The 26221-nt window shown below is 41.0% G+C and carries 23 protein-coding genes; 18 read left to right on the forward strand and 5 right to left on the reverse strand.

What is annotated here, in order from left to right:
- Nucleotides 1-313 precede the first annotated feature (313 nt).
- Nucleotides 314-1810: an NAD(P)H-hydrate dehydratase gene (locus QMA00_RS15325; protein ID WP_076921847.1), complete on the forward strand. Its 1497-nt coding sequence runs from the start codon at nucleotides 314-316 to the stop codon at nucleotides 1808-1810.
- Nucleotides 1811-1866: 56 nt separating this feature from the next.
- Here QMA00_RS15325 and rnk read toward each other — a convergent pair whose 3' ends face one another.
- The 4 genes from rnk to QMA00_RS15345 all read right to left on the reverse strand — a co-directional run bounded on the left by rnk (nucleotide 1867) and on the right by QMA00_RS15345 (nucleotide 5032).
- Nucleotides 1867-2280, reverse strand: a complete 414-nt coding sequence (gene rnk, locus QMA00_RS15330; RefSeq protein ID WP_076921848.1) for a nucleoside diphosphate kinase regulator — start codon at nucleotides 2278-2280, stop codon at nucleotides 1867-1869.
- 176 nt (nucleotides 2281-2456) lie between these two features.
- Nucleotides 2457-4106 (reverse strand): chaperonin GroEL, encoded by a 1650-nt coding sequence (gene groL, locus QMA00_RS15335; RefSeq protein WP_076921849.1) that lies wholly within the window; start codon nucleotides 4104-4106, stop codon nucleotides 2457-2459.
- Nucleotides 4107-4155: 49 nt separating this feature from the next.
- Nucleotides 4156-4443, reverse strand: a complete 288-nt coding sequence (locus QMA00_RS15340; protein ID WP_008113511.1) for a co-chaperone GroES — start codon at nucleotides 4441-4443, stop codon at nucleotides 4156-4158.
- Nucleotides 4444-4552: 109 nt separating this feature from the next.
- Nucleotides 4553-5032 carry an FxsA family protein gene (locus QMA00_RS15345; protein WP_076921850.1) on the reverse strand — a complete coding sequence of 160 codons (480 nt, stop codon included), beginning with the start codon at nucleotides 5030-5032 and terminating at the stop codon, nucleotides 4553-4555.
- Between the two features lie 240 nt (nucleotides 5033-5272).
- Between QMA00_RS15345 and cutA the strand changes: the two genes are divergently transcribed.
- The 15 genes from cutA (at nucleotide 5273) to QMA00_RS15420 (ending at nucleotide 20786) form a co-directional block, all read left to right on the forward strand.
- The gene (cutA, locus tag QMA00_RS15350; protein WP_010391672.1) at nucleotides 5273-5593 is read left to right on the forward strand and encodes a divalent-cation tolerance protein CutA; all 321 of its coding nucleotides are present in this window, start codon (nucleotides 5273-5275) and stop codon (nucleotides 5591-5593) included.
- Nucleotides 5593-7398, forward strand: coding sequence for a protein-disulfide reductase DsbD (locus QMA00_RS15355; protein WP_076921851.1), 1806 nt, complete (start codon nucleotides 5593-5595; stop codon nucleotides 7396-7398). The genes cutA and QMA00_RS15355 overlap by 1 nt, the downstream gene beginning before the upstream one ends.
- 227 nt (nucleotides 7399-7625) lie before the next feature.
- Nucleotides 7626-8078 (forward strand): type II 3-dehydroquinate dehydratase, encoded by a 453-nt coding sequence (aroQ, locus tag QMA00_RS15360; protein ID WP_076921852.1) that lies wholly within the window; start codon nucleotides 7626-7628, stop codon nucleotides 8076-8078.
- A gap of 33 nt (nucleotides 8079-8111) precedes the next feature.
- Nucleotides 8112-8579 (forward strand): acetyl-CoA carboxylase biotin carboxyl carrier protein, encoded by a 468-nt coding sequence (gene accB, locus QMA00_RS15365; RefSeq protein ID WP_054202660.1) that lies wholly within the window; start codon nucleotides 8112-8114, stop codon nucleotides 8577-8579.
- A 26-nt stretch (nucleotides 8580-8605) separates the two neighbouring features.
- Nucleotides 8606-9946 carry an acetyl-CoA carboxylase biotin carboxylase subunit gene (gene accC, locus QMA00_RS15370; protein WP_010391679.1) on the forward strand — a complete coding sequence of 447 codons (1341 nt, stop codon included), beginning with the start codon at nucleotides 8606-8608 and terminating at the stop codon, nucleotides 9944-9946.
- A gap of 126 nt (nucleotides 9947-10072) precedes the next feature.
- Entirely contained in the window at nucleotides 10073-10540 is a 468-nt protein-coding gene (gene tsaE / locus QMA00_RS15375) for a tRNA (adenosine(37)-N6)-threonylcarbamoyltransferase complex ATPase subunit type 1 TsaE (protein ID WP_013466030.1), read from the forward strand.
- Nucleotides 10541-10568: 28 nt separating this feature from the next.
- Complete coding sequence (locus QMA00_RS15380; protein WP_076921853.1) at nucleotides 10569-11912, forward strand: N-acetylmuramoyl-L-alanine amidase; 1344 nt, start codon at nucleotides 10569-10571, stop codon at nucleotides 11910-11912.
- 29 nt (nucleotides 11913-11941) lie between these two features.
- Complete coding sequence (gene mutL, locus QMA00_RS15385) at nucleotides 11942-13768, forward strand: DNA mismatch repair endonuclease MutL (protein ID WP_076921854.1); 1827 nt, start codon at nucleotides 11942-11944, stop codon at nucleotides 13766-13768.
- 10 nt (nucleotides 13769-13778) lie between these two features.
- Nucleotides 13779-14696: a tRNA (adenosine(37)-N6)-dimethylallyltransferase MiaA gene (gene miaA, locus QMA00_RS15390; RefSeq protein ID WP_024601935.1), complete on the forward strand. Its 918-nt coding sequence runs from the start codon at nucleotides 13779-13781 to the stop codon at nucleotides 14694-14696.
- A gap of 81 nt (nucleotides 14697-14777) precedes the next feature.
- On the forward strand, nucleotides 14778-15041 hold the full coding sequence (hfq, locus tag QMA00_RS15395) for an RNA chaperone Hfq (protein WP_008113494.1): 264 nt from the start codon (nucleotides 14778-14780) through the stop codon (nucleotides 15039-15041).
- A gap of 16 nt (nucleotides 15042-15057) precedes the next feature.
- On the forward strand, nucleotides 15058-16347 hold the full coding sequence (hflX, locus tag QMA00_RS15400) for a ribosome rescue GTPase HflX (protein ID WP_036980358.1): 1290 nt from the start codon (nucleotides 15058-15060) through the stop codon (nucleotides 16345-16347).
- 100 nt (nucleotides 16348-16447) lie between these two features.
- On the forward strand, nucleotides 16448-17617 hold the full coding sequence (hflK, locus tag QMA00_RS15405) for an FtsH protease activity modulator HflK (RefSeq protein WP_010391686.1): 1170 nt from the start codon (nucleotides 16448-16450) through the stop codon (nucleotides 17615-17617).
- Between the two features lie 5 nt (nucleotides 17618-17622).
- Nucleotides 17623-18501, forward strand: a complete 879-nt coding sequence (gene hflC, locus QMA00_RS15410; RefSeq protein WP_010391687.1) for a protease modulator HflC — start codon at nucleotides 17623-17625, stop codon at nucleotides 18499-18501.
- Nucleotides 18502-18709: 208 nt separating this feature from the next.
- Nucleotides 18710-20023, forward strand: a complete 1314-nt coding sequence (locus QMA00_RS15415) for an adenylosuccinate synthase (protein ID WP_010391689.1) — start codon at nucleotides 18710-18712, stop codon at nucleotides 20021-20023.
- Nucleotides 20024-20147: 124 nt separating this feature from the next.
- Entirely contained in the window at nucleotides 20148-20786 is a 639-nt protein-coding gene (locus QMA00_RS15420) for a tetratricopeptide repeat protein (protein WP_054202658.1), read from the forward strand.
- A 132-nt stretch (nucleotides 20787-20918) separates the two neighbouring features.
- On the opposite strand, the gene QMA00_RS15425 is transcribed toward QMA00_RS15420, so the two are convergent.
- Nucleotides 20919-22778, reverse strand: coding sequence for a sodium:proton antiporter (locus tag QMA00_RS15425; protein ID WP_076921855.1), 1860 nt, complete (start codon nucleotides 22776-22778; stop codon nucleotides 20919-20921).
- An 862-nt stretch (nucleotides 22779-23640) separates the two neighbouring features.
- Between QMA00_RS15425 and proB the strand changes: the two genes are divergently transcribed.
- Nucleotides 23641-24747, forward strand: coding sequence for a glutamate 5-kinase (proB, locus tag QMA00_RS15430; protein WP_013466019.1), 1107 nt, complete (start codon nucleotides 23641-23643; stop codon nucleotides 24745-24747).
- The gene (locus QMA00_RS15435) at nucleotides 24744-25991 is read left to right on the forward strand and encodes a glutamate-5-semialdehyde dehydrogenase (RefSeq protein ID WP_076921856.1); all 1248 of its coding nucleotides are present in this window, start codon (nucleotides 24744-24746) and stop codon (nucleotides 25989-25991) included. Before proB ends, QMA00_RS15435 begins: the two co-directional genes overlap by 4 nt.
- Nucleotides 25992-26221 lie beyond the last annotated feature (230 nt).

A 26221-nucleotide genomic window follows, 5' to 3' on the forward strand; every position in this document is an offset into this window, starting at 1 on the left:
GGTATTTTCAAATACAAAAAATGGTGTTGCTAGGTGTGGTTGGCCGGACGCTTACGAACATACTACTTTGCTGTCGCTTCGAAGTAGCACACCGACTTCAAATGTAAGAGAAGTGCAAGGCATCCGGCTTTAGGTAAAATAAGCCCTGCTTTACGCTGACCTCCTATTAACTTCTCTTGTATGGTTATCCTCGTTATATAAAATTAATAGCTCCTTAAATAAAGCCTTATAGATTACATAACTATGTTTTACTTGAAAAAGAATTTATAAAGCCCAAAATGAAATTAAGTATTCTTATTAAATTGAGCTGTTTATGTCATTACTACTAACGCCACCTAAGTGCGAGCAATTGACCTATTTGTCAAAACAAATAAAAGGGTATGAAGAACAAGCAGTCCATACTACCGGCGCAGACCTTTACACGCTGATGCAGCGTGCAGCGGAGGCTGTTTTTTGCTGTTGGAAAACCTTTAATGCAAAACAAACGTTAGTTATTACAGGTAATGGAAATAATGCTGGAGATGGTTATGAGGTAGCTCGGTTAATCAAACAAGCAGATCGGCATGTAGTTGTTTGCGCGATTAATCCGAATAAAGCCTTATCCGGAGATGCAGCAAAAGCACAAAAGCAATGGATTGATTCCGGTGGTGAAATTTGTAACTTTAACGCTGATGCACTCGATGAGTGTGATGTGATAATTGATGCATTACTCGGTACTGGTCTTGAGAATACGGTACGCGATAATGTTGCTACTATTATTAAAGCGGTAAATGAAAGCACTAAACCAATACTGAGTATTGATGTACCGTCAGGTATTAATGCAGATACAGGCTGTCCTCAAGGAACAGCCATTATGGCCACCAAAACAATGACATTAGTTGGGATAAAGCAAGGACTCACCACGACTAAAGGAAAGCAGCATGCCGGGCAGTTGTATTTCGACGAGTTAGGTATTGGCGAGCAGTTTATGAAACTAGCCACCCCTTCTGCTCAGATTATCAATATAGACTGCTTTAAACCTTTGCCTGAGCGCTCAGTGAGTAGCCATAAAGGTAGTCATGGAAAATTATTATGTATAGGAGGAAACCACGGCTCTGCAGGAGCTATTAGATTAAGTGCTGAAAGTGGATTAAGGTCTGGTGCTGGAATGGTAAAAGTGTATACCCATGAACATGCCGTTTTACCTGTGAGCATCGGGCGACCAGAGCTTATGGTAACTAGTGAACACTTGGATGATGCCCTAGCATGGTCAACGTGTGTAGTTATCGGTCCAGGTTTAGGTCAAGATGAATGGGCCCAAAAAACCTTTGATCAGGCAATCTGTTATTGCCAGCAAAACAATATCCCTACTGTTATTGATGCAGACGCCTTAAACTTATTAGCTAAGCAATCATCTTCTCATAAATTAAATAATACCGTGCTAACGCCTCATCCTGCAGAGGCTGCACGGTTATTAAACTTAACTACCTCTGAGGTTGAGTCTGATCGTTTTTATTATGCTCGACAATGTGCGATCAACTTCGCAGCGACCTCTATTTTAAAGGGCGCAGGTACGCTAATCGATAATACCGAGCATACTTGGATATGTGAAAATGGTAACCCTGGTTTGGCTGTAGGAGGAAGTGGTGATGTGCTTAGTGGTATAATTGGGGCGTTAATGGCTCAAGGATTAAATACCAGTGAGGCAGCATGTTATGGCGTTGTGTTACATGCAAAGGCGGGTGATAGAGCCTGTGAACAATCAGGGCAAAGAGGAATGTTAGCCAGTGACTTATTTGCGCATGTAAGAGCACTGATCAATCATAAATAGTAAAAGCAGCAGTGACTGGCTGTGCTAGCTAATGTCTTCGCTGCTTGTTTTGGCTACTATCTGTGAAGCTCACCAGCTCTTTCAGGCTGATAAGTTACCTCTTTAATAGTTACTGTTATTAACCCTCCGCCTGGCTTTGGCCATTCAATTTGATCTCCTTGTGAAAGGCCAAGTAATGCACTACCAACAGGGGCTAAGATTGATATTTTGTTGCCACTTGAATCAATATTTTTTGGGTAAACAAGCGTTAAAGTAAACTCCTCACCTGTAGATTCAACAACAAAGTTCACTGTTGAATTCATGGTTACCACGGTTGCGGGAACTTCGTGCGGCTCCACTATGTTAGCTCTACCAAGTTCTGCTTCAAGTTCTTTTTCACCCGCAAAACTGTTTGCAGGCAACGACTCCATCAGTGCATACAACCTATCTGCATCCAGCGATGAAATGATAATTTCAGGTTTTGTATTCAACTTAATATCCTTAATCATGTTAAATAAAATTTACTCTGGTATAGCTTGCAGGAACTCAGTTGCATTGGAATACACTGAGTTAATTTTATTGTTGTTTAGTGAATTTATTTTATCTCTATTGCTAAAAACCCAGCCGAAGCTGGGTTTTTATTTGAGCTAGGTGTGTGAGGGAATGATTACATCATGCCGCCCATTCCACCCATGCCGCCCATGCCACCCATATCAGGTGCACCAGCTGCTTCTTCTTTAGGAATTTCAGCAACCATAGCCTCTGTAGTGATCATTAGACCAGCAATCGATCCTGCAAATTGTAATGCAGAGCGCGTTACTTTCGTTGGATCTAGGATGCCCATTTCAATCATGTCGTTGTATTCGCCAGTGGCTGCATTGTACCCGTAGTTACCTTCGCCGCCTTTAACTGCGTTAATAACAACTGATGCTTCATCACCTGCGTTTGTAACGATTTGACGAAGTGGTGCTTCCATCGCGCGAAGTGCCACTTTAATACCGTGGTTTTGGTCTTCGTTATCGCCTAGTAAGTCTGCTAATTTGCTAGCAGCACGCACTAAGGCAACACCACCACCTGGTACTACGCCTTCTTCAACCGCTGCGCGAGTTGCATGTAATGCATCTTCAACACGATCTTTTTTCTCTTTCATTTCAATTTCAGTAGCGGCACCTACTTTGATTACAGCAACACCGCCAGCTAACTTAGCCATGCGCTCTTGTAGCTTTTCTTTATCGTAGTCTGAAGTCGCTTCTTCAATTTGTGCTTTGATTTGAGCAACACGACCGTTGATACCCTCTTCTTCACCAGCACCATCAATGATTGTTGTATCATCTTTAGTGATTACTACGCGCTTAGCTGTACCCAAGTCTTCAACTGTTGCTTTTTCAAGTTCAAGGCCGATTTCTTCAGAAATTACAGTACCGCCAGTTAATACCGCGATATCCTGTAGCATTGCTTTACGACGATCGCCAAAGCCAGGTGCTTTAACCGCTGATACTTTTACAATACCACGCATGTTATTCACTACTAGTGTCGCTAACGCTTCACCTTCAAGGTCTTCTGCGATGATTAGTAGAGGCTTGCTTGCTTTTGCAACCGCTTCTAATGTTGGTAATAATTCACGGATGTTAGATATTTTTTTATCTACAAGTAAGATAAATGGGTTATCTAGTTCAACTGCGCCTTTTTCAGCGTTGTTGATGAAGTATGGAGATAAGTAACCACGGTCAAACTGCATGCCTTCTACAACATCTAGTTCGTTTTCAAGTGATTGACCTTCTTCAACCGTGATAACACCAGTATTACGGCCTACTTTTTCCATTGCATCAGCAATGATTTCACCAATCTCTTTATCAGAGTTAGCTGAAATAGTACCTACTTGTGCAATTGCTTTAGTATCAGAACATGGAACAGAAAGAGCTTTAAGTTCTGCTGTTGCAGCAATGATTGCTTTATCAATACCACGCTTAAGATCCATTGGGTTCATACCCGCAGCAACCGCTTTAAGACCTTCGTTAACAATAGATTGAGCAAGCACGGTTGCGGTAGTGGTACCGTCACCAGCAGCATCATTTGCTTTAGACGCTACTTCTTTAACCATTTGTGCGCCCATGTTTTCAAATTTGTCTTCAAGTTCGATTTCTTTAGCTACAGAAACACCATCTTTAGTGATTACTGGAGAGCCAAATGATTTGTCTAGTACAACGTTACGACCTTTAGGGCCCAATGTTACTTTTACTGCGTTTGCTAAAATGTTTACGCCAGTTAGCATTTTTGCACGTGCGTCGCCTGCAAACAGTACTTCTTTTGCTGCCATGTTTAATTTCCTCTAAATTCTTAAAATGTGTGTTAAACGAAAAGTAGGTTTAGCCTACAATGCCTAAAATATTATCTTCACGCATGATCAGGTATTCTTGACCTTCGATCTTTTCAGTTTTTTCAACATATGAGCCAAATAACACAGTGTCACCGGCTTTCACTTCTAACGCGCGAACGTCACCATTTTCTAAAACGCGACCATTACCTACGGCAACAACTTCTCCACGAGTTGATTTTTCAGCTGCAGAGCCAGTTAATACAATACCGCCAGCAGACTTGGTTTCTTCTTCTAGACGCTTGATGATTACGCGATCTTGTAAAGGACGAATGTTCATGTTTTTAGTTCTCCTAACAGTTTCTGAACAATACAGAAAAAAGTGTATCTAATTTGCTTTTATTAATGGGGGTGGAGTGAAAAATTCCAAGAGAAAAAATGATAAATTTTTAATCTTTTCGCTCGTATTCACCATCTATGGTTTTAGGGCGGTTTTCATCTTGCTCGTGATGCATTGGTTGATGAGTTTGCGAAAACCCTGAAGTACCTGTTTGATGCATACTAGCGCTCATTCTTACAGTTGCTTGACTAGCAAGTCCTGCAGCTAATTTGTTACGAATAGCAGGGGTAAGGAGTAGTAAGCCAAATACATCTGTCATAATGCCGGGTGTTAATAAAAGTACCCCTGCAATAATTACGCAAATACCGGTAAACAATTCTTTAGCAGGCATTTGTCCTTGAGCCATTTGCACTTGTACGTTTTGTAGTGCGCCCATTCCTTGCTGTTTCACCATTTTCGCACCCACAATCGCGGTTAGTACCACTAAAGCAATTGTTGCGAAGCCACCTATCACATCACTAACCTGAATTAGTAAGGCAATTTCAATAATTGGGATGATGATAAACAGCAAAAATAAAATTCTAAACATAAGACTCTCTAAAAAAATGACACTTATTAAGGTGCTAGTGAAATATAAGTGAGGGTTGTCGGGTCTATTTTCAAGCTAATAAGAGTAAGTAATAAACTTTAATGTAAGTAAAGTTGCAGGTGGCGGGTCTAAATCAATTTACTGCAAAGACCCAAAATGTAGACAGAGTTCGTGTCTACACATTACACCCGCTATCAGCTACTATGGGGCTAGACCCCCGTAAACAAGTAAAGGTTCACTATGACAACGCAATTTAAACTTATTTTTACCACTTGCAAAGATAACGATGAAGCCCGTTTATTGGCTATGGCGCTAATAGAAAAGAAACTAGCCGCTTGTGTAAATATTTTACCGGCCATGAGTTCTATTTACATATGGGAAGGTGAAGTAGCTGAAGCAACTGAAGTAAAGCTGCTAATTAAAACTAAGGCTGACAAAATGAACGATGTATTTTTAACCTTAAAAGATCTTCACAGCTACGAAGTACCAGAAATACAAGTTGTTGATGTGGCAACGGGTAACTTGGCTTACTTTAATTGGATGGATGAGGTGCTTCATTAATGCGCTTTATTTTATTTTTTTTATTAGGCGTTTTAATGGCGCCTGCTTGGGCAACACAAAATACCCTTGAGGATTTTCTAAAACCGACTCAGCACACATTTTTACCGGTCAATGAAGCGTTTGTATTTGATTTTGACCAGCAAGGAAGTACGTTATTTGTTGGTTGGGATATCGCTGATGACTATTATCTATATAAAGACAAAATAGAAATTATTGCCAAAGGTGCCAGCATTGATGTGCCTGAGTTGGGCTCTGGTGAAATAATTGAAGATGAGTTTTTTGGCAAAACTGAGGTGTTTTTTAATTCTATCAGCGTTATTAGCAAGTTGAGTAATATCAGTGAAGATGGCGTTGTTAAGGTGCGTTATCAAGGTTGTGCAAAAGCAGGACTGTGTTATCCACCTGAAATCATCAGCATTCCATTAAGTGTACTAGCAAGTGAAACTAATACTAATGAAAATACAGCAGCAAGTAGTGCATTTGCGGCACTTAGCCAACCTGTAGAAAAACCTGTTACTACAGCAACACCCGAGAAAGGGCTCACCTTTACAGAGCAGTTAGCCAGCCAAAGCTTAATGGTTAATTTAGCTATATTTTTTGCTGTGGGCGTAGGTTTGGCATTTACACCTTGTGTATTTCCGATGTTTCCTATTTTATCTAGCTTAATTGCGGGTCAAAAGAACCTGTCTACCAAAAAAGCATTTGCCCTATCATTTGTTTATATTCAAGGCATGGCGGTTACCTATGCCGCATTGGGGTTAGTGGTTGCTGCATTAGGCGGACAAGTACAAGGTTACTTACAGCACCCATATGTATTAATAAGTTTTAGCTTATTGTTTGTGTTGTTGGCTATGTCGATGTTCGGTTGGTACGAAATAAAGTTACCCAGCGGCATGATGAACAAGCTAACCCAAGTGAGTAACAATCAAAAAGGCGGTAACTACATTGGGGTATTCCTGATGGGGGTTTTATCAGGGCTTATTGCATCACCTTGTACCACTGCGCCTTTATCAGCCGCATTATTATTTGTGGCACAAAGCGGCGATTACTTAGTGGGTGGACTAACGCTTTATGTACTTAGCCTAGGAATGGGTTTACCGTTGTTACTCCTTGGTACATCGGGAGGTAAGTTATTACCGAAAGCTGGCGGATGGATGGAACAAGTTAAGACCTTATTTGGTTTTATTATGTTAGTTGTGCCACTTATTTTGCTAGAGCGCATTATCGATATCGAGATAATTTTACTATTAGCAGGTCTATTAGCTATCGCCACAGCGCTTTATTTCCATTATTGGCAAAGCGCCCAAACTCAAGGCAAATTAAAAACCTTATTGTGGTTTATAGCTGTTTTATTGATGCTTTCTGGCTTTAATTTAACCAAAAACTATTTTTGGCCAACACAAGCCGTGAGTTTACAAACAACCTCGCAAAGCAATGAGTTTAAGCACGTTGCTAACTTAGCCGAGTTAAAGCAAGCAGTTTCACAAGCAAATAGTGAGGGTCGTATGGTAATGGTGGACTTATACGCTGACTGGTGTGTAGCGTGTAAAGAGTTTGAGCATTACACCTTTCCCGACCCGCAAGTACAAAGTGAGTTTAGCCATTACCAACTGATTCAAATTGACTTAACCCAAAGTGATAATGAAACAATTGAGCTAATGGAAGCATATTCAGTGTTTGGTTTACCGAGTATTTTATTCTTCAATACTCAAGGTGAAGAGCTAAGTGCACAACGTGTTACTGGCTTTTTAAATGCGGATGATTTCGCTAAGCACCTTGCTGCAGTGCGTGCCAGCGCTGAATAACCATTCTATATGGCACAACATGATTGTTAATGTTGTGCCATTATTCCCCTCAAGATTCGTCCCCAAAATAGAGATTAGACCAGTATTTTGCTGCTATTTACTTCGAAATCACTATAATAGTTGGTTAACGTGAGAAATTGTTGCTATCTTACTTTTTTCAGCTTACTTTTTAGTGAAAAATTAGTTAGTAACGCTTAACTCATTACTTATAGGATATATCGCGTATTATGGCTGCAAAATTAAAGATTTTAGTTATAAATGGCCCAAATTTAAACATGCTAGGAAAGCGTGAGCCCGATAAGTACGGTTCGCATTCTTTAGAGCATATTGTGAGCGAGTTAAACAGCGCTGCTAATAGTTTAGGTGTGGAGTTAACGCATTTTCAAAGTAATAGTGAGCAAGCGCTCATTGAACGCATTCATGATGCTTGGCAAGCGGTTGATTACATAATAATTAACCCTGCAGCATTTACGCACACAAGCGTCGCATTACGTGATGCATTGCTAAGCGTTGATATTCCGTTTTTTGAAGTGCACTTAAGTAATGTGCATGCACGTGAAACGTTTCGCCATCATTCTTATTTTTCTGATGTGGCGCAAGGCGTTATTTGTGGATTAGGTGCAATGGGTTATCACGCTGCTTTACATGCAGCGGTGAGCCGATTGCAAAACTCAAACTAAATTTAAACTATCAAACTAATAGGCGGGTCGTTTATGGATATTCGCAAGATCAAAAAACTAATTGAATTAGTAGAAGAATCAGGTATTGCAGAACTAGAAATCACTGAAGGTGAAGAATCAGTACGTATTAACCGTAACAACATGAGTGCCGGTCCTGCATACGCGCAATTCGCACCTCAGCAATACGCCCCAGCAGCACCTGCTCCAGCCGCGGCTGCACCATCAGCACCTGCAGCCGTAGAGTCTGAAGCACCTGCAGGCCCTACAGGTCATCAAGTTAAATCACCTATGGTAGGTTCTTTTTATGCAGCAGCTTCTCCAGAAGCACCAGCATATGTTGAAGTGGGCTCTCAGGTTAAAGTTGGCGACACGCTATGTATCGTTGAAGCAATGAAAATGATGAACCAAATTGAGTCAGATAAAGCCGGTACAGTAAAAGCTATCTTAGTAGAAAACGGCGAGCCAGTAGAATTTGATCAACCTTTATTCATCATTGAATAATAGCGCAACGTAAAAGGCCAACTCTCATGTTAGATAAAGTAGTCATTGCAAACCGAGGTGAAATTGCACTTCGTATATTGCGCGCCTGCAAAGAGCTTGGGATCAAAACGGTTGCTGTGCATTCAACGGCGGATCGCGATCTTAAGCACGTATTACTAGCAGATGAAACCATCTGTATTGGTAAACCAGCAGCAACTGAAAGTTACTTAGACATTCCACGCATTATTGCCGCAGCAGAAATTACTGATGCGGTCGCTATCCATCCTGGTTATGGTTTTCTTGCTGAAAATGCAGACTTTGCCGACCAAGTTGAGCAAAGTGGCTTTGTTTTTATCGGTCCTCGTGGCGATACTATTCGTCTAATGGGCGATAAAGTATCGGCAATCGAAGCGATGCGTAAAGCGGGTGTTCCTTGTGTACCTGGCTCTGATGGTCCGGTATCGGATGATAAAGAACGCAACATGCAAATTGCTAAGCGTATTGGTTACCCAGTAATTATTAAAGCAGCTGGCGGCGGCGGTGGCCGCGGTATGCGTGTTGTTCGCAACGAAGCTGAGTTAATCAATTCAATTTCGCTTACGCAACAAGAAGCAAAGCAGTTCTTTGGCAACAGCATGGTTTACATGGAGAAATTCCTTGAAAACCCACGTCACATTGAAGTACAAGTATTGGCCGACGGTCAAGGCAATGCGGTTCACTTAGGTGAGCGTGATTGTTCAATGCAGCGTCGTCACCAAAAAGTAGTTGAAGAAGCACCAGCACCAGGGATTACTGCAGAAGTACGTAAGTTCATTGGTGAGCGTTGTACTCGCGCATGTATCGAAATTGGTTATCGTGGTGCGGGTACGTTTGAGTTTTTATACGAGAACGGTGAATTTTACTTCATTGAAATGAATACCCGTATTCAGGTTGAGCACCCTGTAACTGAAATGGTTACCGGTGTTGATTTAATCAAAGAGCAGTTAAAAATTGCCGCTGGTCAGCCTTTGTCATTCACTCAAGAAGATGTGGTTATTCGTGGTCATGCTATTGAGTGTCGTATTAATGCTGAAGACCCAGAAACCTTTATTCCATCACCTGGTAAAATTACCCGTTTTCATCCAGCTGGTGGTTTAGGTATTCGTTGGGACAGTCATATTTACGCTGACTACACCGTTCCTCCACATTACGATTCTATGATTGGTAAGCTGATCACTTACGGTGAAAACCGTGATGTCGCTATCGCCCGAGCACGTAATGCACTTAATGAACTCGTTATCGATGGTATTAAAACCAATACGCCACTGCATAAACGTATTCTTGCAGATGAAAACTTCAAAAATGGTGGCACAAATATCCACTACCTTGAGAAGAAATTAGGGCTGTAAAGTTCATGCTAATTAAAAACCGGCTCAGGCCGGTTTTTTTATCTTTAAAAAAGAGGCAGTATCACCTTAAATAAATAATCTGGTATGATTAACAAATATGCGCTTTTCGTAAATTTTGAGGTAATCATGTCGTGTAGTTTTGATTTTCATTTAGTCGATGAAAATGCCACTGTTGCTATGGGTAATAAATTAGCTGCCATAATAGAACAGGGCGCAGTTATTTATTTGCATGGTGATTTGGGGGCCGGTAAAACGACATTTACTCGCGGTATAGTGCAAGGTTTTGGTCATACAGGTAAGGTTAAAAGTCCCACTTATACACTTGTTGAACCTTACGAGCTTGTGCGTGGCAATGTCTATCATTTTGACTTATACCGATTAGGTGACCCAGAAGAGCTTGAATTTATGGGAATTCGTGATTATTTTTCAGAAACGGCAACTTGTATTGTTGAGTGGCCGGAAAAAGGCGGAGAATTTATTCCTGTTCCCGATCTAAATGCTACGCTAAGTTATGTAGGTGATGAACGTAAAATTGTTATTAACAGTGCTAGTGAGCGTGGTGTAGCAATTGTCGAAAAACTAAATAATAGATAATAAAATAGTTAAGGCAGTGATTATCAAAATGAGTCGTGGTTTAGTTAAACTTTTTATTTACCTCATGGTTTTTTTAGTGAGCTTGCCATTGTGGGCGCAAAACACTATTAATAGTGTGCGTGTCTGGCCATCACCTGATAGCACTCGGGTGGTGTTTGATCTCGATGATAAACCCGACTTCAGTTACTTTATGCTAAAAAATCCAAGTCGTTTAGTGGTTGATTTAGAAAACACTGATGAATTAAAAAAATTGCCAGGTGTGCCACCAAAACATCAAATTGTTAGTAAGTTACGTTACTCAAAACCTAAAAATAAACGCAGCGTGCGTTTAGTGTTTGAATTAAATGGGCCAGTTAAACCGGTTATATTTGCACTAGCCCCCACAGGCCCTTATAAAAATAGATTGGTGGTCGACTTATACGATAAAAGCCAAGCTAAAGGTGCAATTACCCCTGCGCAAACGGCGGCTAAAAAACGCCAATTAAGCCAAGAGCGCGATATTGTAATTGCTATTGATGCAGGGCATGGTGGTGAAGACCCAGGTTCCATTGGCCCATCAGGTACTTACGAAAAAGACATCACTTTGCAGATTGCCAAGCGTTTAGAGCGGATGATTGATGCTGAGCGAGGCATGATTTCGCGTATGGTTCGCAGTGGCGATTACTTTGTTAAACTTAATACACGAACTAATCGCGCTCGCCAGAAAAAAGCAGACTTTTTTGTTTCTATTCATGCAGATGCGTTTACCAGCCCTGGGCCAAATGGTGCTTCTGTATGGGTGTTGTCGCTGCGACGTGCCAATTCAGAAATTGGTAAATGGATTGAGGATAAAGAAAAACACTCTGAGTTACTTGGCGGTGCTGCCGATGTAATTAAAGATGCTGCAAATGAAAAGTACTTAGCACAAGCCTTGCTTGATATGTCGATGGATCATTCCATGAAAACAGGGCTAAGTGTTGCAGATGAAGTGATAAAAGAATTAAAAAAAGTAGCAAAAATGCACAAAAAGGCGCCGCAACATGCCAGCCTTGCAGTATTGAAGTCGCCAGATATTCCGTCTATTTTGGTTGAAACTGGGTTTATCTCTAATCCACGTGAAGAGCGACTGCTTAAAAGTGCCAATCATCAAGAGCGCTTAGCTAAAGCCATGTTTACCTCAATTAAAAATTACTATTTACGTAACCCGCCTGACGACTCACTGTTTGCGTCATTAAAGTCTCAATACCCAACAAAACATAAAGTACGCCCTGGTGAGTCACTGAGCATGTTGGCAGGTCGATATGGCGTGAGTATCAGTAAAATAAAACAAGTTAATAAGCTCAGTTCAAATACGCTATTTATTGGTCAGGAACTTGATATTCCTCAGAGTTAATTTTAAAAGCGCACACATTTAAGGTTGTTATGAGTATTGAAATATTACCTGCGCGCTTAGCAAACCAAATTGCGGCGGGTGAAGTTGTTGAGCGTCCCGCATCGGTGGTTAAAGAGTTAGTAGAAAACAGCCTTGATGCAGGCGCGACACGTATTCAAGTAGATATTGAACGCGGGGGCCACAAGTTAATTCGTATTCGCGACAATGGAGCGGGTATTGCAAAGGATGAGCTCACATTAGCGCTCTCTCGCCATGCAACCAGTAAACTAAAGTCCCTAGACGACCTAGAAAATATTTGTTCTCTTGGTTTTAGGGGGGAAGCTCTCGCGTCTATTAGCTCGGTATCTCGCTTAACCTTAAGCTCTAAACCCGAAAATCAAGAAGCTGCGTGGCAAGCCTTTGCACAAGGCCGAGATATGGCCGTAGAGGTAAAGCCTGTGGCACATCCCAGCGGTACCACAATTGAAGTAAAAGATTTATTTTTTAATACCCCAGCACGGCGCAAGTTTTTACGTACCGAAAAAACCGAATTTAGTCATATTGATGAGCTTATTAAGCGTATTGCGCTGAGCCGTTTTGATGTATCAATTACATTAACCCATAATGAAAAAGTGGTGCGCCAGTATCGCGCTAAAACTGATCCCGCTCAAGCGATTACGCGAGTCGCACAAGTGGCGGGTAAAGCGTTTACAGAACAGGGACTGCATATTCAATCCGGTGAAGCAGGGTTGCAACTTCACGGTTGGGTATTGCCAGTTGGATCGGCTAATACTACTCAGTATACCTATGTAAATAATCGTATGATGCGCGACAAACTTATTCTGCATGCTATTCGTCAAGCATTTGAAGAGGTCAGCGGTGAGCAAGGGTTACCCGGATTTGTGATTTACATTGATATAGACCCACGCCAAGTGGATGTTAACGTGCACCCGGCAAAGCATGAGGTACGTTTTCATCAAGGTCGTTTGGTACATGACTTTATTTTACAAGCTATCAAACAAGTTGTGGTGCCACTTCAAGCTGAGTTTGTTAATTCGCCAGCCGCTCACACGCATCAATCACCGGTTACATCGTTTAACCAAGAACACACGACCAATAGTGAACTTTTTGATTATCCTAAGTCGTCATTACAACCAAGTCATTCGCCATCTACAAGCAGTGCCTCTTATAATGGCAGTCGTCAGGGCGGAGGCAGACAGGTGCGTGCCGAAAGCCAAAATTACCATGACGTAAATGCGTTTTATCAGGGCGTGAATGAGCAACAAGCGCAGCACTTTGATACTGCGGCAGCATTTGTACAATCTAATGAGACGCAAGTATCAGATACAGCACTGCGCACTGTCGATATAATAAGCATTGAAAAGGGCGTTTGCGTGTTCAATAATGAAAATCAACTTTATTGTTCACACTTTAAATACGCATTAGCGGATGATTGGCATACACAAATAAAAGAGCATGGCAGCCTTGAAGGTAAAGCACTCCTATTGCCAGTGCGTGTTAACGTATCAAAACAAGACACGGCGCTTCTTGCTGCTCAGCAGTCTTGGTTTACCTTACTAGGTTTTGAGTTATTAATAGAAAAGCAGTTTGTTATGGTAAAGAAGCTGCCTACAAGTCTGTACTTATTAGATGTAAGTGCTGCAATAGATGCATTGCTTGAGGGATGTAAGGCTCAGTTAGCAAGTATTGATGAATGGCTACAATGGCAGGTAAATATAATTCCCGCACGGTTCTATGCGAGCAATGCCTTTTTAGAGCAGCAAACGCGCTTACAAAATAATCCGCAAACAATTGAACGCTTGCGAGAAAAAGCAGTTAAAATAGATCTAAACTCTTATCTAACGCAATTTAATTAAGGTATTCGTGTTGAGTAATTTACCGGTCATATTTTTAATGGGCCCAACCGCTGCTGGTAAAACAGCATTGGCAATTTCACTGTGTGAGTATTTAAATACTGAGATTATTAGCGTTGATTCTGCGCTTGTTTATAAAGGTATGGATATTGGTACGGCTAAGCCTGATGCCGACGAATTAGCTCGTGCCCCACATCATTTAATTGACTTACTTGATCCGAGTGAAACGTATTCGGTTGCTGATTTTAGACGTGATGCTATAGAAAAAATTGATAAATTTCATCAACAAGGTAAAGTGCCTGTATTGGTTGGAGGTACAATGATGTACTTCAAAGCGCTAATTGATGGGTTGTCGCCATTACCTGAGGCCGATGCAGACGTTAGAGCCGAACTAGAAACACAAGCTAAAGAGCATGGCTGGCCTTATTTATACAAAGAGCTGGTTAAAGTTGATCCGCAAGCCGCACAAAAGATGAGTGAAAATGATTCGCAGCGAATTAATCGTGCTTTGGAAGTTTACCGTATAACAGGTAAAACGATGACTGAATTGCAAAAGCAAAAGCAGCCAGCATTACCCTATACTTTTCATCAATTTGCAATTGCACCCGATGATCGCAGTGAATTACATCATCGAATTGAAGAAAGGTTTAAAATAATGATTGAACAGGGGTTTGAAAAAGAAGTTTCGACCCTATATCTACGTGAGGATTTACATCCCAATATGCCTTCTATTCGTTGTGTAGGTTATAGACAGATGTGGGATTACCTTGCGGGTGAAATTGATCATGATGAAATGATTTTTCGCGGCATTGCAGCCACACGTCAATTGGCTAAACGTCAATTAACGTGGTTAAGAAGCTGGCCTGATGTTACATGGTTAACAACCGGTGATGAAGAAAACTTGCATCGTGTAGTAAGTTCGCTAAGCTAGTAGTAGCTGGACAAAATTTAGCTTTGTTAAATCAGTTCAGCCACTTAATTATAATAACACCTAGAACGAAGGAATAATAACATGGCAAAAGGCCAATCGTTACAAGACCCATTTTTAAATGCATTACGCCGCGAGCGCATTCCAGTATCAATCTTTTTGGTAAATGGCATAAAATTACAAGGTAAAATTCAGTCATTTGACCAATTTGTAATTTTACTGGAAAACACTGTTAATCAAATGGTGTATAAACATGCAATTTCAACAGTTGTACCTGCACGCGCAGTCAACTTTCAAGGTGTACAGGGAAATGAAGACACCGAAGAAACTGAACCAGGAAACTTTTAAATTAGGAGCGTAATGCTTGTTTGACCGCTATGAATCTGGCGAACAGGCAATTTTAGTCCATATCGACCTACCTAAAGATGGGGATCGCGAAGATCTTCATGAATTAGAAATGTTGGTATCTTCTGCTGGTGTTAGTAGTTTGGCGGTTGTGCAAGGCAGCCGTCAAGCACCACATCCCAAACTATTTGTCGGTACCGGCAAAGCGGAAGAAATAGCTGAAATTGTCAAAATCCACAATGCCGATGTTGTCATTTTTAACCATCAGTTGAGCCCGTCTCAAGAACGAAATTTAGAGCGTGTTTGTCAATGTCGGGTACTTGATAGAACCACACTTATCCTTGATATTTTTGCTCAGCGCGCACGTACTCATGAAGGTAAACTTCAAGTTGAGTTAGCGCAGCTTCGTCATATGTCGACTCGTTTAATCCGAGGTTGGACCCACCTTGAACGCCAAAAAGGCGGTATTGGTTTACGTGGTCCTGGTGAAACGCAGTTAGAAACCGATCGACGTTTATTACGTGCGCGTATTAAAAATATACGCGCCCGTTTGGCTAAAGTTGGCGTACAACGTGAGCAAGGTAGACGAGCACGTACTCGTAATGAGATCCCAACGGTTTCTTTAGTGGGTTATACTAATGCGGGTAAATCAACCTTATTTAACCGTATTACAAATTCTGATGTGTATGCCGCTGATCAGTTGTTTGCAACACTAGACCCAACCTTACGCAAGTTAGATATTGGCGATGTTGGTTCGGTTATTTTAGCGGATACTGTAGGGTTTATTCGCCACTTACCGCATGACTTAGTGGCTGCATTTAAAGCAACGCTGACAGAAACGCGAGAGGCTGATTTACAATTACACGTGATTGATGTAGCCGATCCTCGTCGAAAAGAAAATATTGAACAAGTACAAGAAGTACTCAAAGAAATTGAAGCTGATGATGTACCGCAATTACTTGTATACAACAAAATTGATGCGCTGGATGATGTAACCCCACGTATTGATCGCGATGACGAAGGCCAACCTATAAGGGTATGGTTATCAGCAAAAACAGGTGAAGGTTGCGAGCTGCTAAGTGAGGCTATTAGTGACCTACTAGCTAAAAAGATGTTGAGTGAAACTTTACTACTGGCTCCTCAGTATGGACGTTTAAGAGCATCTTTATTTAACTTAAGTGCAGTGCATAACGAACGTTTTGATGAGCAAGGTAATTGGTTGCTAGATGTGCGATTACCTATGATTGAGTGGAATCGTTTGATTAAAGATTTTGGCCCAGAGATTGAAAGTTTTATTAGCTGCGACTAAAAACTGAAAGATTAATGTCGGTTTTAGTATAAGAAATGCATAAGATTTGTTAGATTTAACACAATTTCCGAATTTATTTAGATAACAATGGAGTATAGCTATGGCCTGGAATGAACCGGGTAATAATGGCAATGACAAAGATCCGTGGAATAACAAAGGCGGACGTGATCAAGGCCCACCTGATTTAGACGAGGTGTTCCGTAAATTCAGTAACAAGTTTAACGGCTTATTTGGCGGTAAAAAATCCGGCAATGGTAGCGGCGGTGGACTTGGCGGAGCCGGTATTTCATTTGTACTTATTATCGCTGCCATTGTGTGGGCGTTAAGTGGTATTTATACGGTGAAAGAAGCTGAACGCGGTGTCGTTCTTCAATTTGGTAAGTTTGACCGAATTGCAGATCCTGGCTTGCGTTGGAAAATGACCTTTGTTGAAACGGTTATTCCAGTCGATATCGAAGCTGTTCGCTCGTTATCAGCATCAGGCTTTATGCTAACCGAAGATGAAAACGTAGTAAGCGTTGAATTTGAAGTACAGTATCGAGTAATCGACCCTTACTTATACAAGTTTAGTGTCACTAACGCTGACAGCAGCCTTGAAGAAGCATTAGATAGTGCGCTGCGTTATGTTGTTGGTCATTCAAAAATGGACCAAGTACTGACAAACGGCCGTGAAGTTGTACGTCAAAATACTTGGGATGAGCTAAATCAAATCATCGAACCTTATAACTTAGGTTTAATCGTAACTGACGTTAACTTCAAGGACTCTCGTCCACCAATGGAAGTTAAAGATGCGTTTGATGATGCAATTGCGGCCCAAGAGGATGAGCAACGCTTTATTCGTGAAGCAGAAGCGTATGCCCGTGAAATTGAACCGCGTGCGCGTGGTCAAGTGACTCGTATGACGCAAGAAGCTGAAGGTTACCAAGAACGTATTACTTTAGAAGCGCAAGGTGAAGTGGCTCGTTTTGAGAAATTACTTCCAGAATACCAAGCAGCTAAAGAAGTAACACGTGAGCGTTTATACATAGACACGATGCAAGAAGTGCTAGGTAATAGCTCTAAAGTGTTGGTTGATGTTAAAGGTGGCAACAACATGATGTACCTACCACTTGATAAAATCATGGAAAAACAGGGTTCATCAACACGTATTGCTTTACCTAGCTCAAGCGATATAAACGATTTACGTAACAAGGTAAATACGTCACGCAACAGCACTGTTAATAGTGGTAACGATCGCTTTAACAATGATCGCTTTAACGACGGGAGATAAGAGCAATGAAAAACTTTAGTTTAGTAATCCTATTAGCCGCCATTGTGATGTCTTTCTCGTCGGTGTTCGTGGTCTCTGAAGGTCAAAAAGCGATTGTACTTTTATTTAGTAAAGTGCAAAAAGACAGCGACGATGAGGCAGTAGTCTATGGCCCAGGTCTACACTTAAAAGTCCCATTTTTTAGTCAAGTACGTCGTATTGATGCACGTATTCAAACACTAGATGGCACACCGGATCGCTTTGTAACTAGCGAGAAAAAAGACTTAATCGTTGATTCGTTTGTAAAATGGCGCGTAAACGATTTTAGCTCTTTTTACCTGCGTGCACGTGGTGACAAGCAATACGCTGAAACACTGCTTAAGCAAAAAGTAAATAATGGCCTACGTACTAACTTTGGTACGCGTACTATTCGTGAAATTGTATCTGGTGAGCGTAGCGAGCTGATGGAAGAAGCGTTAGTACAAGCATCTGAAAGTGCTAGTGAGCTGGGTATTGAAGTACTTGATGTGCGTGTTAAGCAAATTAACTTACCACAAGAGGTGAGTAGCTCTATTTATCAACGTATGCGCGCTGAGCGTACTGCAGTTGCTAAAGAGCACCGCTCTGAAGGTCAGGAAAAAGCAGAAACAATTCGTGCAGGTGTTGACCGTCGCGTAACAGTAATGCTTGCCGACGCCGAACGTAATGCGCGTTCTGTTCGTGGTCAAGGTGATGCTGACGCTGCTGCGATTTACGCTAGTGCTTACAATAAAGACCCTGAGTTTTTTAGCTTTGTTCGCTCTTTAGAAGCTTATAAGCAAACTTTCAAAGGCAAGCAAGACGTGATGGTGTTATCACCGGATAGCGACTTCTTCCAATACATGAAAGGCGCGAAAGCTCAGTAATCATAGCTTTAGTTAAACTTGAAAGCCCTGCAATTGCAGGGCTTTTTGTTATCTGAATTTTAAGTTTATAAATGACTGTTATTTATGTGATTATTAACGAAACACTGATGTTTACTACCCGCACGAGGAAAAAATAAGCTAAACGGGGTGAACATTGCTTTAGTTTTCTGGTAAAATCTCGTCCTAATTTTCTCTAAGTGAATTTGCAATGGGTAAAAACGTTGTTGTACTAGGCACCCAATGGGGTGACGAAGGTAAGGGTAAGGTAGTTGACCTCCTTACAGATAAAGCATCTTTAGTAGTTCGTTATCAAGGTGGTCATAACGCTGGCCATACCTTAGTGATCGACGGTGAAAAGACAGTTCTACACCTTATTCCATCGGGTGTATTACGTGACAATGTTAAATGTGTGATTGGTAATGGTGTTGTTTTATCACCAGAAGCGCTAATGAAAGAAATTGGCATGCTTGAAGAGCGTGGCGTACCAGTACGCGAACGTCTTTTAATCAGTGAAGCATGTCCGCTAATATTGCCTTTCCATGTTGCATTAGATGTAGCTCGCGAAACAGCGCGTGGCGATAAACCAATCGGTACAACGGGTCGTGGTATCGGTCCAGCGTATGAAGATAAAGTAGCACGTCGTGGTTTACGTGTTGGCGATTTATTCAATCCTGAATTATTTGCTACTAAGTTAAAAGAAGTATTGGAATACCACAACTTCACATTAGTTAACTACTACAAAGTAGACGCTGTTGACTTCCAAAAAACGTTTGATGATGCAATGGCTGTTGCTGATATTTTAAAAGCAATGGTAGTTGATGTAACTGAGCTTTTAGATCAAACGCGTAACGCCGGTGACAACATCTTATTTGAAGGTGCTCAAGGTACACTACTTGATATCGATCATGGTACTTACCCTTATGTAACATCTTCAAACACCACCGCTGGTGGCGTTGCTACAGGTGCGGGTTTTGGCCCATTACACCTTGATTATGTGCTAGGTATCATTAAAGCGTACACAACACGTGTAGGTTCAGGTCCTTTCCCTACAGAGCTTTACGACGGCCTTGATAAGCAAGACCCAGTCGGTAAGCATTTAGGTGACAAAGGCCATGAGTTTGGTGCTACTACAGGTCGTTTACGTCGTACAGGTTGGTTAGATGCAGTGGCTATGCGCCGTGCAGTCCAAATCAACAGCATTTCAGGATTTTGTTTAACTAAACTTGACGTTTTAGATGGTTTAGAAACACTTAAAATCTGTACTGGTTATAAGCTTGAAGATGGTACTGTGACTAACGTGACACCATTAGCAGCTGAAGGTTACGATAAAGTAACGCCAGTATACGAAGAAATGCCTGGTTGGTCTGAAAATACAGTGGGTGTAACATCGCTTGAAGGCTTACCTAAAGCGGCAATTGATTACATCAAACGTATTGAAGAAATCACTGGCGTACCTGTTGATATTATCTCTACAGGTCCTGATCGTGTTGAAACCATGATACTTCGTAGCCCATTTGCATAATTGGGTTTAAGTTGAAAAAAAGCTGCCATGTGCAGCTTTTTTTATGCCTATAAAAAAGCACACCTATTAATAGTGGAACGATCTTTGTATATTATTTGGTAAGTTTATTTTTTAAGTGGTTAATATGCGTTTATCTTCTCGTTGCTCAGTGTGGTCATTATCACTACTTACACTTTCTTTATTTAATATAAGCAATAGCTTAGCTGAAGAAAGCCCTGCAGCTGTGCCGCTGTATACCGAATCTGAGTTAATAGCTTTAATTAATGAGAACACTCATCTAGCGCGCGTAAAGGCAGATAATTGCCAGTTAGTGCAAGATATAGAAGCGCGAGCCAATAAAATGGCATTGCCGTCGTATCAATTTTTATACGGTGATATGCTTGCCTACAAGGTGTGTGTTGAGCGTGATGTAGCTCTAGGTGTGTATTACATGAAAAAAGCGGCTGAGCAGGGCTTAGCGGCAGCATTAGAGCAACTAGGTCGCTACTACGACGTTGGGCAGTTGGTCCAAAAAGACAAAACCATGGCAATAACCTACTTACGTGAGGCGTCAGCGCAAGGCAATTTAAAAGCGCAGTTACGATTAGTTGGTTTGTTTAATCAAGGTTATGGTAGTCCAAGAGATTTTGAAGATGCTTATCGTTGGTTGTTTAACACCACGGTAGCTGATAAAGCGACACATAAAAAAATAGAGCGAGCATTAACTAAACTTGCTGAAAAAATGCCAGCCAGTGTCGTTACCCGCGCGCGCTTACCTATGTAACCTAAACTCTAGCTAGAGAAAATAAACCTAATTATGACTATGATTTAATATGTTAGTAAATCTTTTAATCAGAGTTCAGGTTTGTAAATAAAAAAGCGAGAGTGCTTTTTTAGCACTCTCGCTTTTTAGTTATTACTCGTCTTTTTTATTGTCTTTGGCTTTGTTATTGGCCGGATCTTTTAATAGCGATATTTTAGGCGGTTGCAATGCAACTACTCGTTCACCCTCTTGTGGTGGCTTTTCCATATCACTGGTAAAAGGTCTTATTTTCACTGGTGCGTCTTCATCACTGTCTTTATCCCCTTTGAGAATAAACAGTGGGATCGCTTCAGGATTCATTTCTAAATACTGCTGCCAGCTAAATTCTTCAGATATTCGCGTTGCACTCACTTTGCCGCCTTTGGCTATCACGCTACTTAAACGAGCATATGCGCCGTTCTCACCAAACAGAATTTGTCGTGATAAGAACGTTGCACTGTCTTTATTTGCTTTGGCGTGCGAAGAAGAGGAACGTAGTGAAAATACATTTTTTTCATTTAATAAATGAGAGAAGTACTGCACCCCTAATGCGTTGTGGTGGCGATTAGGTGAAAGCGCTAAAACACTGCGAATCGTGGTTAAAGGTAAATAACGTTCAGCATGCTCCGATTGCGGGTTACCGTAATAACAAGGCAGGCCATCCATACGCGCCATTCTACAGTTCTCCCAAGCAGGATCTGATAGATGAACAGGAATATTTTGCTCTTTTAAGCCACGTGCAATTGCACGCGATACATGGTTTGCACCAATGATTAAAATAGTATTAGGGGATGGTTGACGCACTCCAAGTAGTTTCGCAACAGGGATAGCCGTTAAGCTTTGCAGTACCACAGTAACAATAATAACAGTAAATATGAGTGGCACCATTTTTTCGGCATCGGCCACTCCCGCTTCCATCATACTCAGCGCAAATACTGAACCAACGGCTGCTGCAACAATACCGCGAGGTGCAATCCAAGCAAGTACTAGGCGCGATTTCATCGGTAAGTCTGTACCAAAGGTTGAAATAGCAATACACAATGGGCGGGCGATAAATAGCACAATAGCTAAAAATATAAATACGTCGCTGTCGAGCATCATTAAATCAGAGAGTTGTAGTCTTGCGGCCAATAAAATAAATAAAGTCGAGATTAAAATCATCGACAAATCTTCTTTAAACTCGAGTACCGAATCTATTTCCAAGTCATCTTGATTAGCTAACCAAATGCCAAACACCGTCACAGCCAGTAAGCCTGACTCATGGCTTATGTGGTTTGAAATAGAAAAGCTAATTAACACTAACGCTAAAATACCAAACTTATGTAGCTCAAATGGCAGCCATTCTCGGCGCATTAGTTGCGTCGTGATCCAACCCGAAACCACACCAATACTTAAACCAACGCCAACGGTTTTAACCAGTGCAACGATAGTGTGGCTAAGTACTTCACCCTGACCAACCAGCATTACGGCTTCAAACACTAGTACTGCAAATAAAGCGCCAATGGGGTCTATTACTATGCCTTCCCAGCGTAAAATACGATCGATATCCTGGGTAGGTCGCATCGAGTTAAGTAATGGAGCAATAACGGTTGGCCCCGTAACAACAAGCACTGCGCCAAGTACTGCAGCAACTCGCCAATTTAACTCGAGTAACCAATAGGCGCTAAAACTAATAACAATACAAGTTGTAAGCATACCAATAGAGCAGAGGTTTCTGACGACTTTACTGATCCCTTTAAGTTCTCGAAAATGTAAGGTTAAGGACCCTTCAAATAAAATCACAGCGACACTCAAAGAGACCACAGGAAAAAGTAAATCACCTAATAATGCATCAGGGTCTAATACGCCACTAAATGGCCCTAATAAAAGCCCTGTAAGCAATAAAAACAGAATAGCGGGTACTCTAAACGCCCAAGCGACCCATTGGGCTAACACTGAACACAGTGCAATACCGGCTATATAAATTGCTGACATAGAGTAAAAACTCCTTAATTTTAATAATGTTTAAAAGTATAACGGTTACCAACCAGTAATACAGTGGGTATACACGTGTAAATTAAATTTAGCTAATAAATAATGTTTATTTATTTAGTGTTAACGTCTTTTGTGAGAGTGTTATCAAAGTTATAGTCTCTATAATTACTATTTATAGTAGTCTAACTTCATGATATCTATTGCAAAATGTGCATGCCTTGTCTGTTATGACCTATTTAGCTTTAATTTTAGCCTTGATCTAAGCGGCTATTTTAACGTATTATACTTCGTGTTCGAATAATTAGTTATCTAATAAAGTTTGTTGTTTAAGTAAGTAAACGTGTTAGATATAAACATCTTAACTCTCTTAGTGATTGTTTCAGCGATGTTTTATAATGTTCGAACATCAAATATCATTTACCGAACTCTTTGGTATAGTTTTGCTCAAGGTGTTTATTTGCTTAACGCATATAAATTAAAGTTTGAGTTGAACTATTACCTTTCAATATTTAATCCCCATCGTGGCGGTTAAATCTCGGTCCTTAAGTCATCACCCTATCTGTTGGTGTACCAGACTTAAGAGGCTCTATGTATGTTGTTAATAAAAAAGCCGCACACAGCTTTTTACAGCGATACATAAACAACACTTTATATTTTTTTAGTTAGTACAATCCAATTTTATTGGGTTAATACTATTTATTTTTTGCATCTCAATTTAAAACAATGGTTTTAGAGACGGTGTACGCGTGTGTAAAAAAAGTGTGGGCAATGATAAACAAATTCGACGTTATGTTTTAAACATAGCGACCTGGTTTCATTCATCTATGTGATGAATACAAATTAAATGGAAAGTTGAGCACTTATGCAAAAGTTAAATTGGCGACGTATCGTACTTAAAGTGGGCAGTGCCTTAATTGCACCCGATCAAGATGGCTGTCGTTCACGTTATTTATTAACCATCGCACAGTTTATTGTTCACTGTCGCGCACGTGGTATAGAGGTTATTTTAGTGTCATCAGGCTCTGTAGCGGCAGGCTCGCATTTATTTCCATCAGAGAAGCCGCGCTCAGTTGTTATGAAAAAAGCGATGGCTGCAGCAGGGCAAACAGAAATGATGGCCATGTGGGATCGTTTCTTTGATTTTCCATCAGCACAGCTATTATTAACTCATGGTGATTTACGTGACCGTGAGCGTTACCAGAGTATCCGTGAAACCGTATTTACCTTGTTAGAACACGGCGTGCTACCTATCATTAATGAAAATGATGCGGTGACAACAGATGATTTAAAAGTGGGTGATAACGATAACTTATCAGCGATGGTGGCAGCTGCCGCTGACGCTGACGCATTAATGATTTTCTCGGATGTAGATGGGCTGTACGACAAAAATCCAAATCTGCATGACGATGCCGTATTATTGCCTGAAATAAAATCAATTGATGATTCTATTTATGCTATGGCAGGATGTGCTACCAGTGCAGTAGGCACCGGTGGAATGAAAACCAAGATTGAAGCGGCAGAAAAAGCCACATCACATGGTATTGCAACGTATATTATTAATGGCTTTAAAGAAGAAACCTTTACTCGTTTATTAGCGGGCGAAAATCCAGGTAGTGTGTTCTTGCCTTATGAAAAACCAATGCAAGACTCTATTCACTGGATGACACATACCGCAAATGAACAAGGTGAAGTGGTTGTCGATGGGTCATTTGATGATTCGCTAGAAGGCGAAGACGGCTGTTTACGAGGCGATGAGATCAAGGAAGTACATGGCGAGTTTGCTGTGGGCGATACTATCTTAGTTCGCAGTGAAGATGGTACGCGTTTAGCTAAAGCCACAGCAAATTACAGTAGCTGCTTGTTAAACTTTATTGCAGACAACGAGCAGAGTGAATTCAGCGAAAAAATGCAGGATTCAATTGGACCAATTATTTCAGAAAAAGATATCGCATTATTGGAGAAGTCATGAGTTTAATTACGGATATATCACGCCAAGCAGCAAAAGCTGCACATACACTTGCTTTACTCGATACCGAGACTAAAAACAACGTGTTAACCGATATGGCAGCGGCATTAAGAGATCAAAAAGAATTTATAATCAAAGAAAATGAAAGTGACCTAAGCGCTGCGCGTGACAATAATTTAGCAGCGTCAATGATAGACCGTTTAACATTGAATGATGAGCGCATTGAAGCGATGGCTGAAGGTATCGAAGTGATTGTTTCACTTGATGATCCGGTTGGCCAGTTACGTGATATCACTGAACGTCCAAATGGCATTAAAATTCGAAAAATGCGTGTACCACTTGGCGTAGTATGTATGATTTACGAAGCACGACCTAATGTAACGGCTGACGCGGGTGCATTGTGCTTTAAGTCGGGTAATGGTGTTATTTTGCGCGGTGGTAAAGAAGCGCTTAAAAGCTCACAAGCCATTGCTAGTGTAATGCACAGCGTGCTTACTAAACATGGTTTGCCAACGGCGCTAATTTCAGTTATTCCAGATCCTGACCGTGCTTTACTAATGGAATTAATGCAGCAACGCGACAGTATTGATTTAATTATCCCACGTGGCGGTGAAGGGCTTATTAACTATGTAACAGAAAACAGTACAATTCCTGTTATTCAGCACTTTAAAGGCGTGTGTCATTTATACGTAGATAAAGATGCAGACTTAGAAGTGGCACTCAATCTACTACTTAACGGTAAAACTCAACGTACTGGCGTATGTAATGCCTTAGAAGGGTTAGTAGTACACCAAGATGTTGCTGATGAGTTTTTAAACCTGTGCGCGGTAGTGCTTCGCCAAGAAGGCGTAAAAATAAATGCCGATGCCAAAGCGGCTGAGTATTTTGATAATGTCACTGTGCTTGCAGATAACGAATTTGGTGAAGAATATTTAGATTTAGAAATTGCTATTCGTATAGTGCCAAGCTTTGATGCAGCCGTTGAGCACATTGCTCAATTTGGCTCAAATCATACCGAAGTTATCTGTACTAAAAACGATGCTGCGGCAGAGTTATTCCAACGTAGTGTGGATGCATCGGTTGTTATGGTTAATGCGTCATCACGTTTCTCTGATGGCTCACAACTAGGTTTAGGCGCCGAGATTGGTATTGCAACGACTAAGTTGCATGCTTATGGTCCAATGGGGCTTGAGTCACTAACGACTGAGAAATATTTAGTTAATGGTGTTGGTCAAGTTCGCGAATAACTTACCCAACCTAATAAACGATAAAAATGCCGGGCTTTTGCTCGGCATTTTTGATCTCGATTTAGCAAAATCAAACAACTAAGCAAACATAAAGATTAAAACAGGGCAAAAAATTATTAACAGAGAAATTTATTTAGAATATAAAATAAGGATATTACTTAAAGGAGAGAGTAGGAAAGTGGTGGAGCTAAGCAGGATCGAACTGCTGACCTCCTGCGTGCAAGGCAGGC

The organism is Pseudoalteromonas sp. APC 3694, assembly GCF_030407565.1.
Taxonomy (GTDB): domain Bacteria; phylum Pseudomonadota; class Gammaproteobacteria; order Enterobacterales; family Alteromonadaceae; genus Pseudoalteromonas; species Pseudoalteromonas tetraodonis.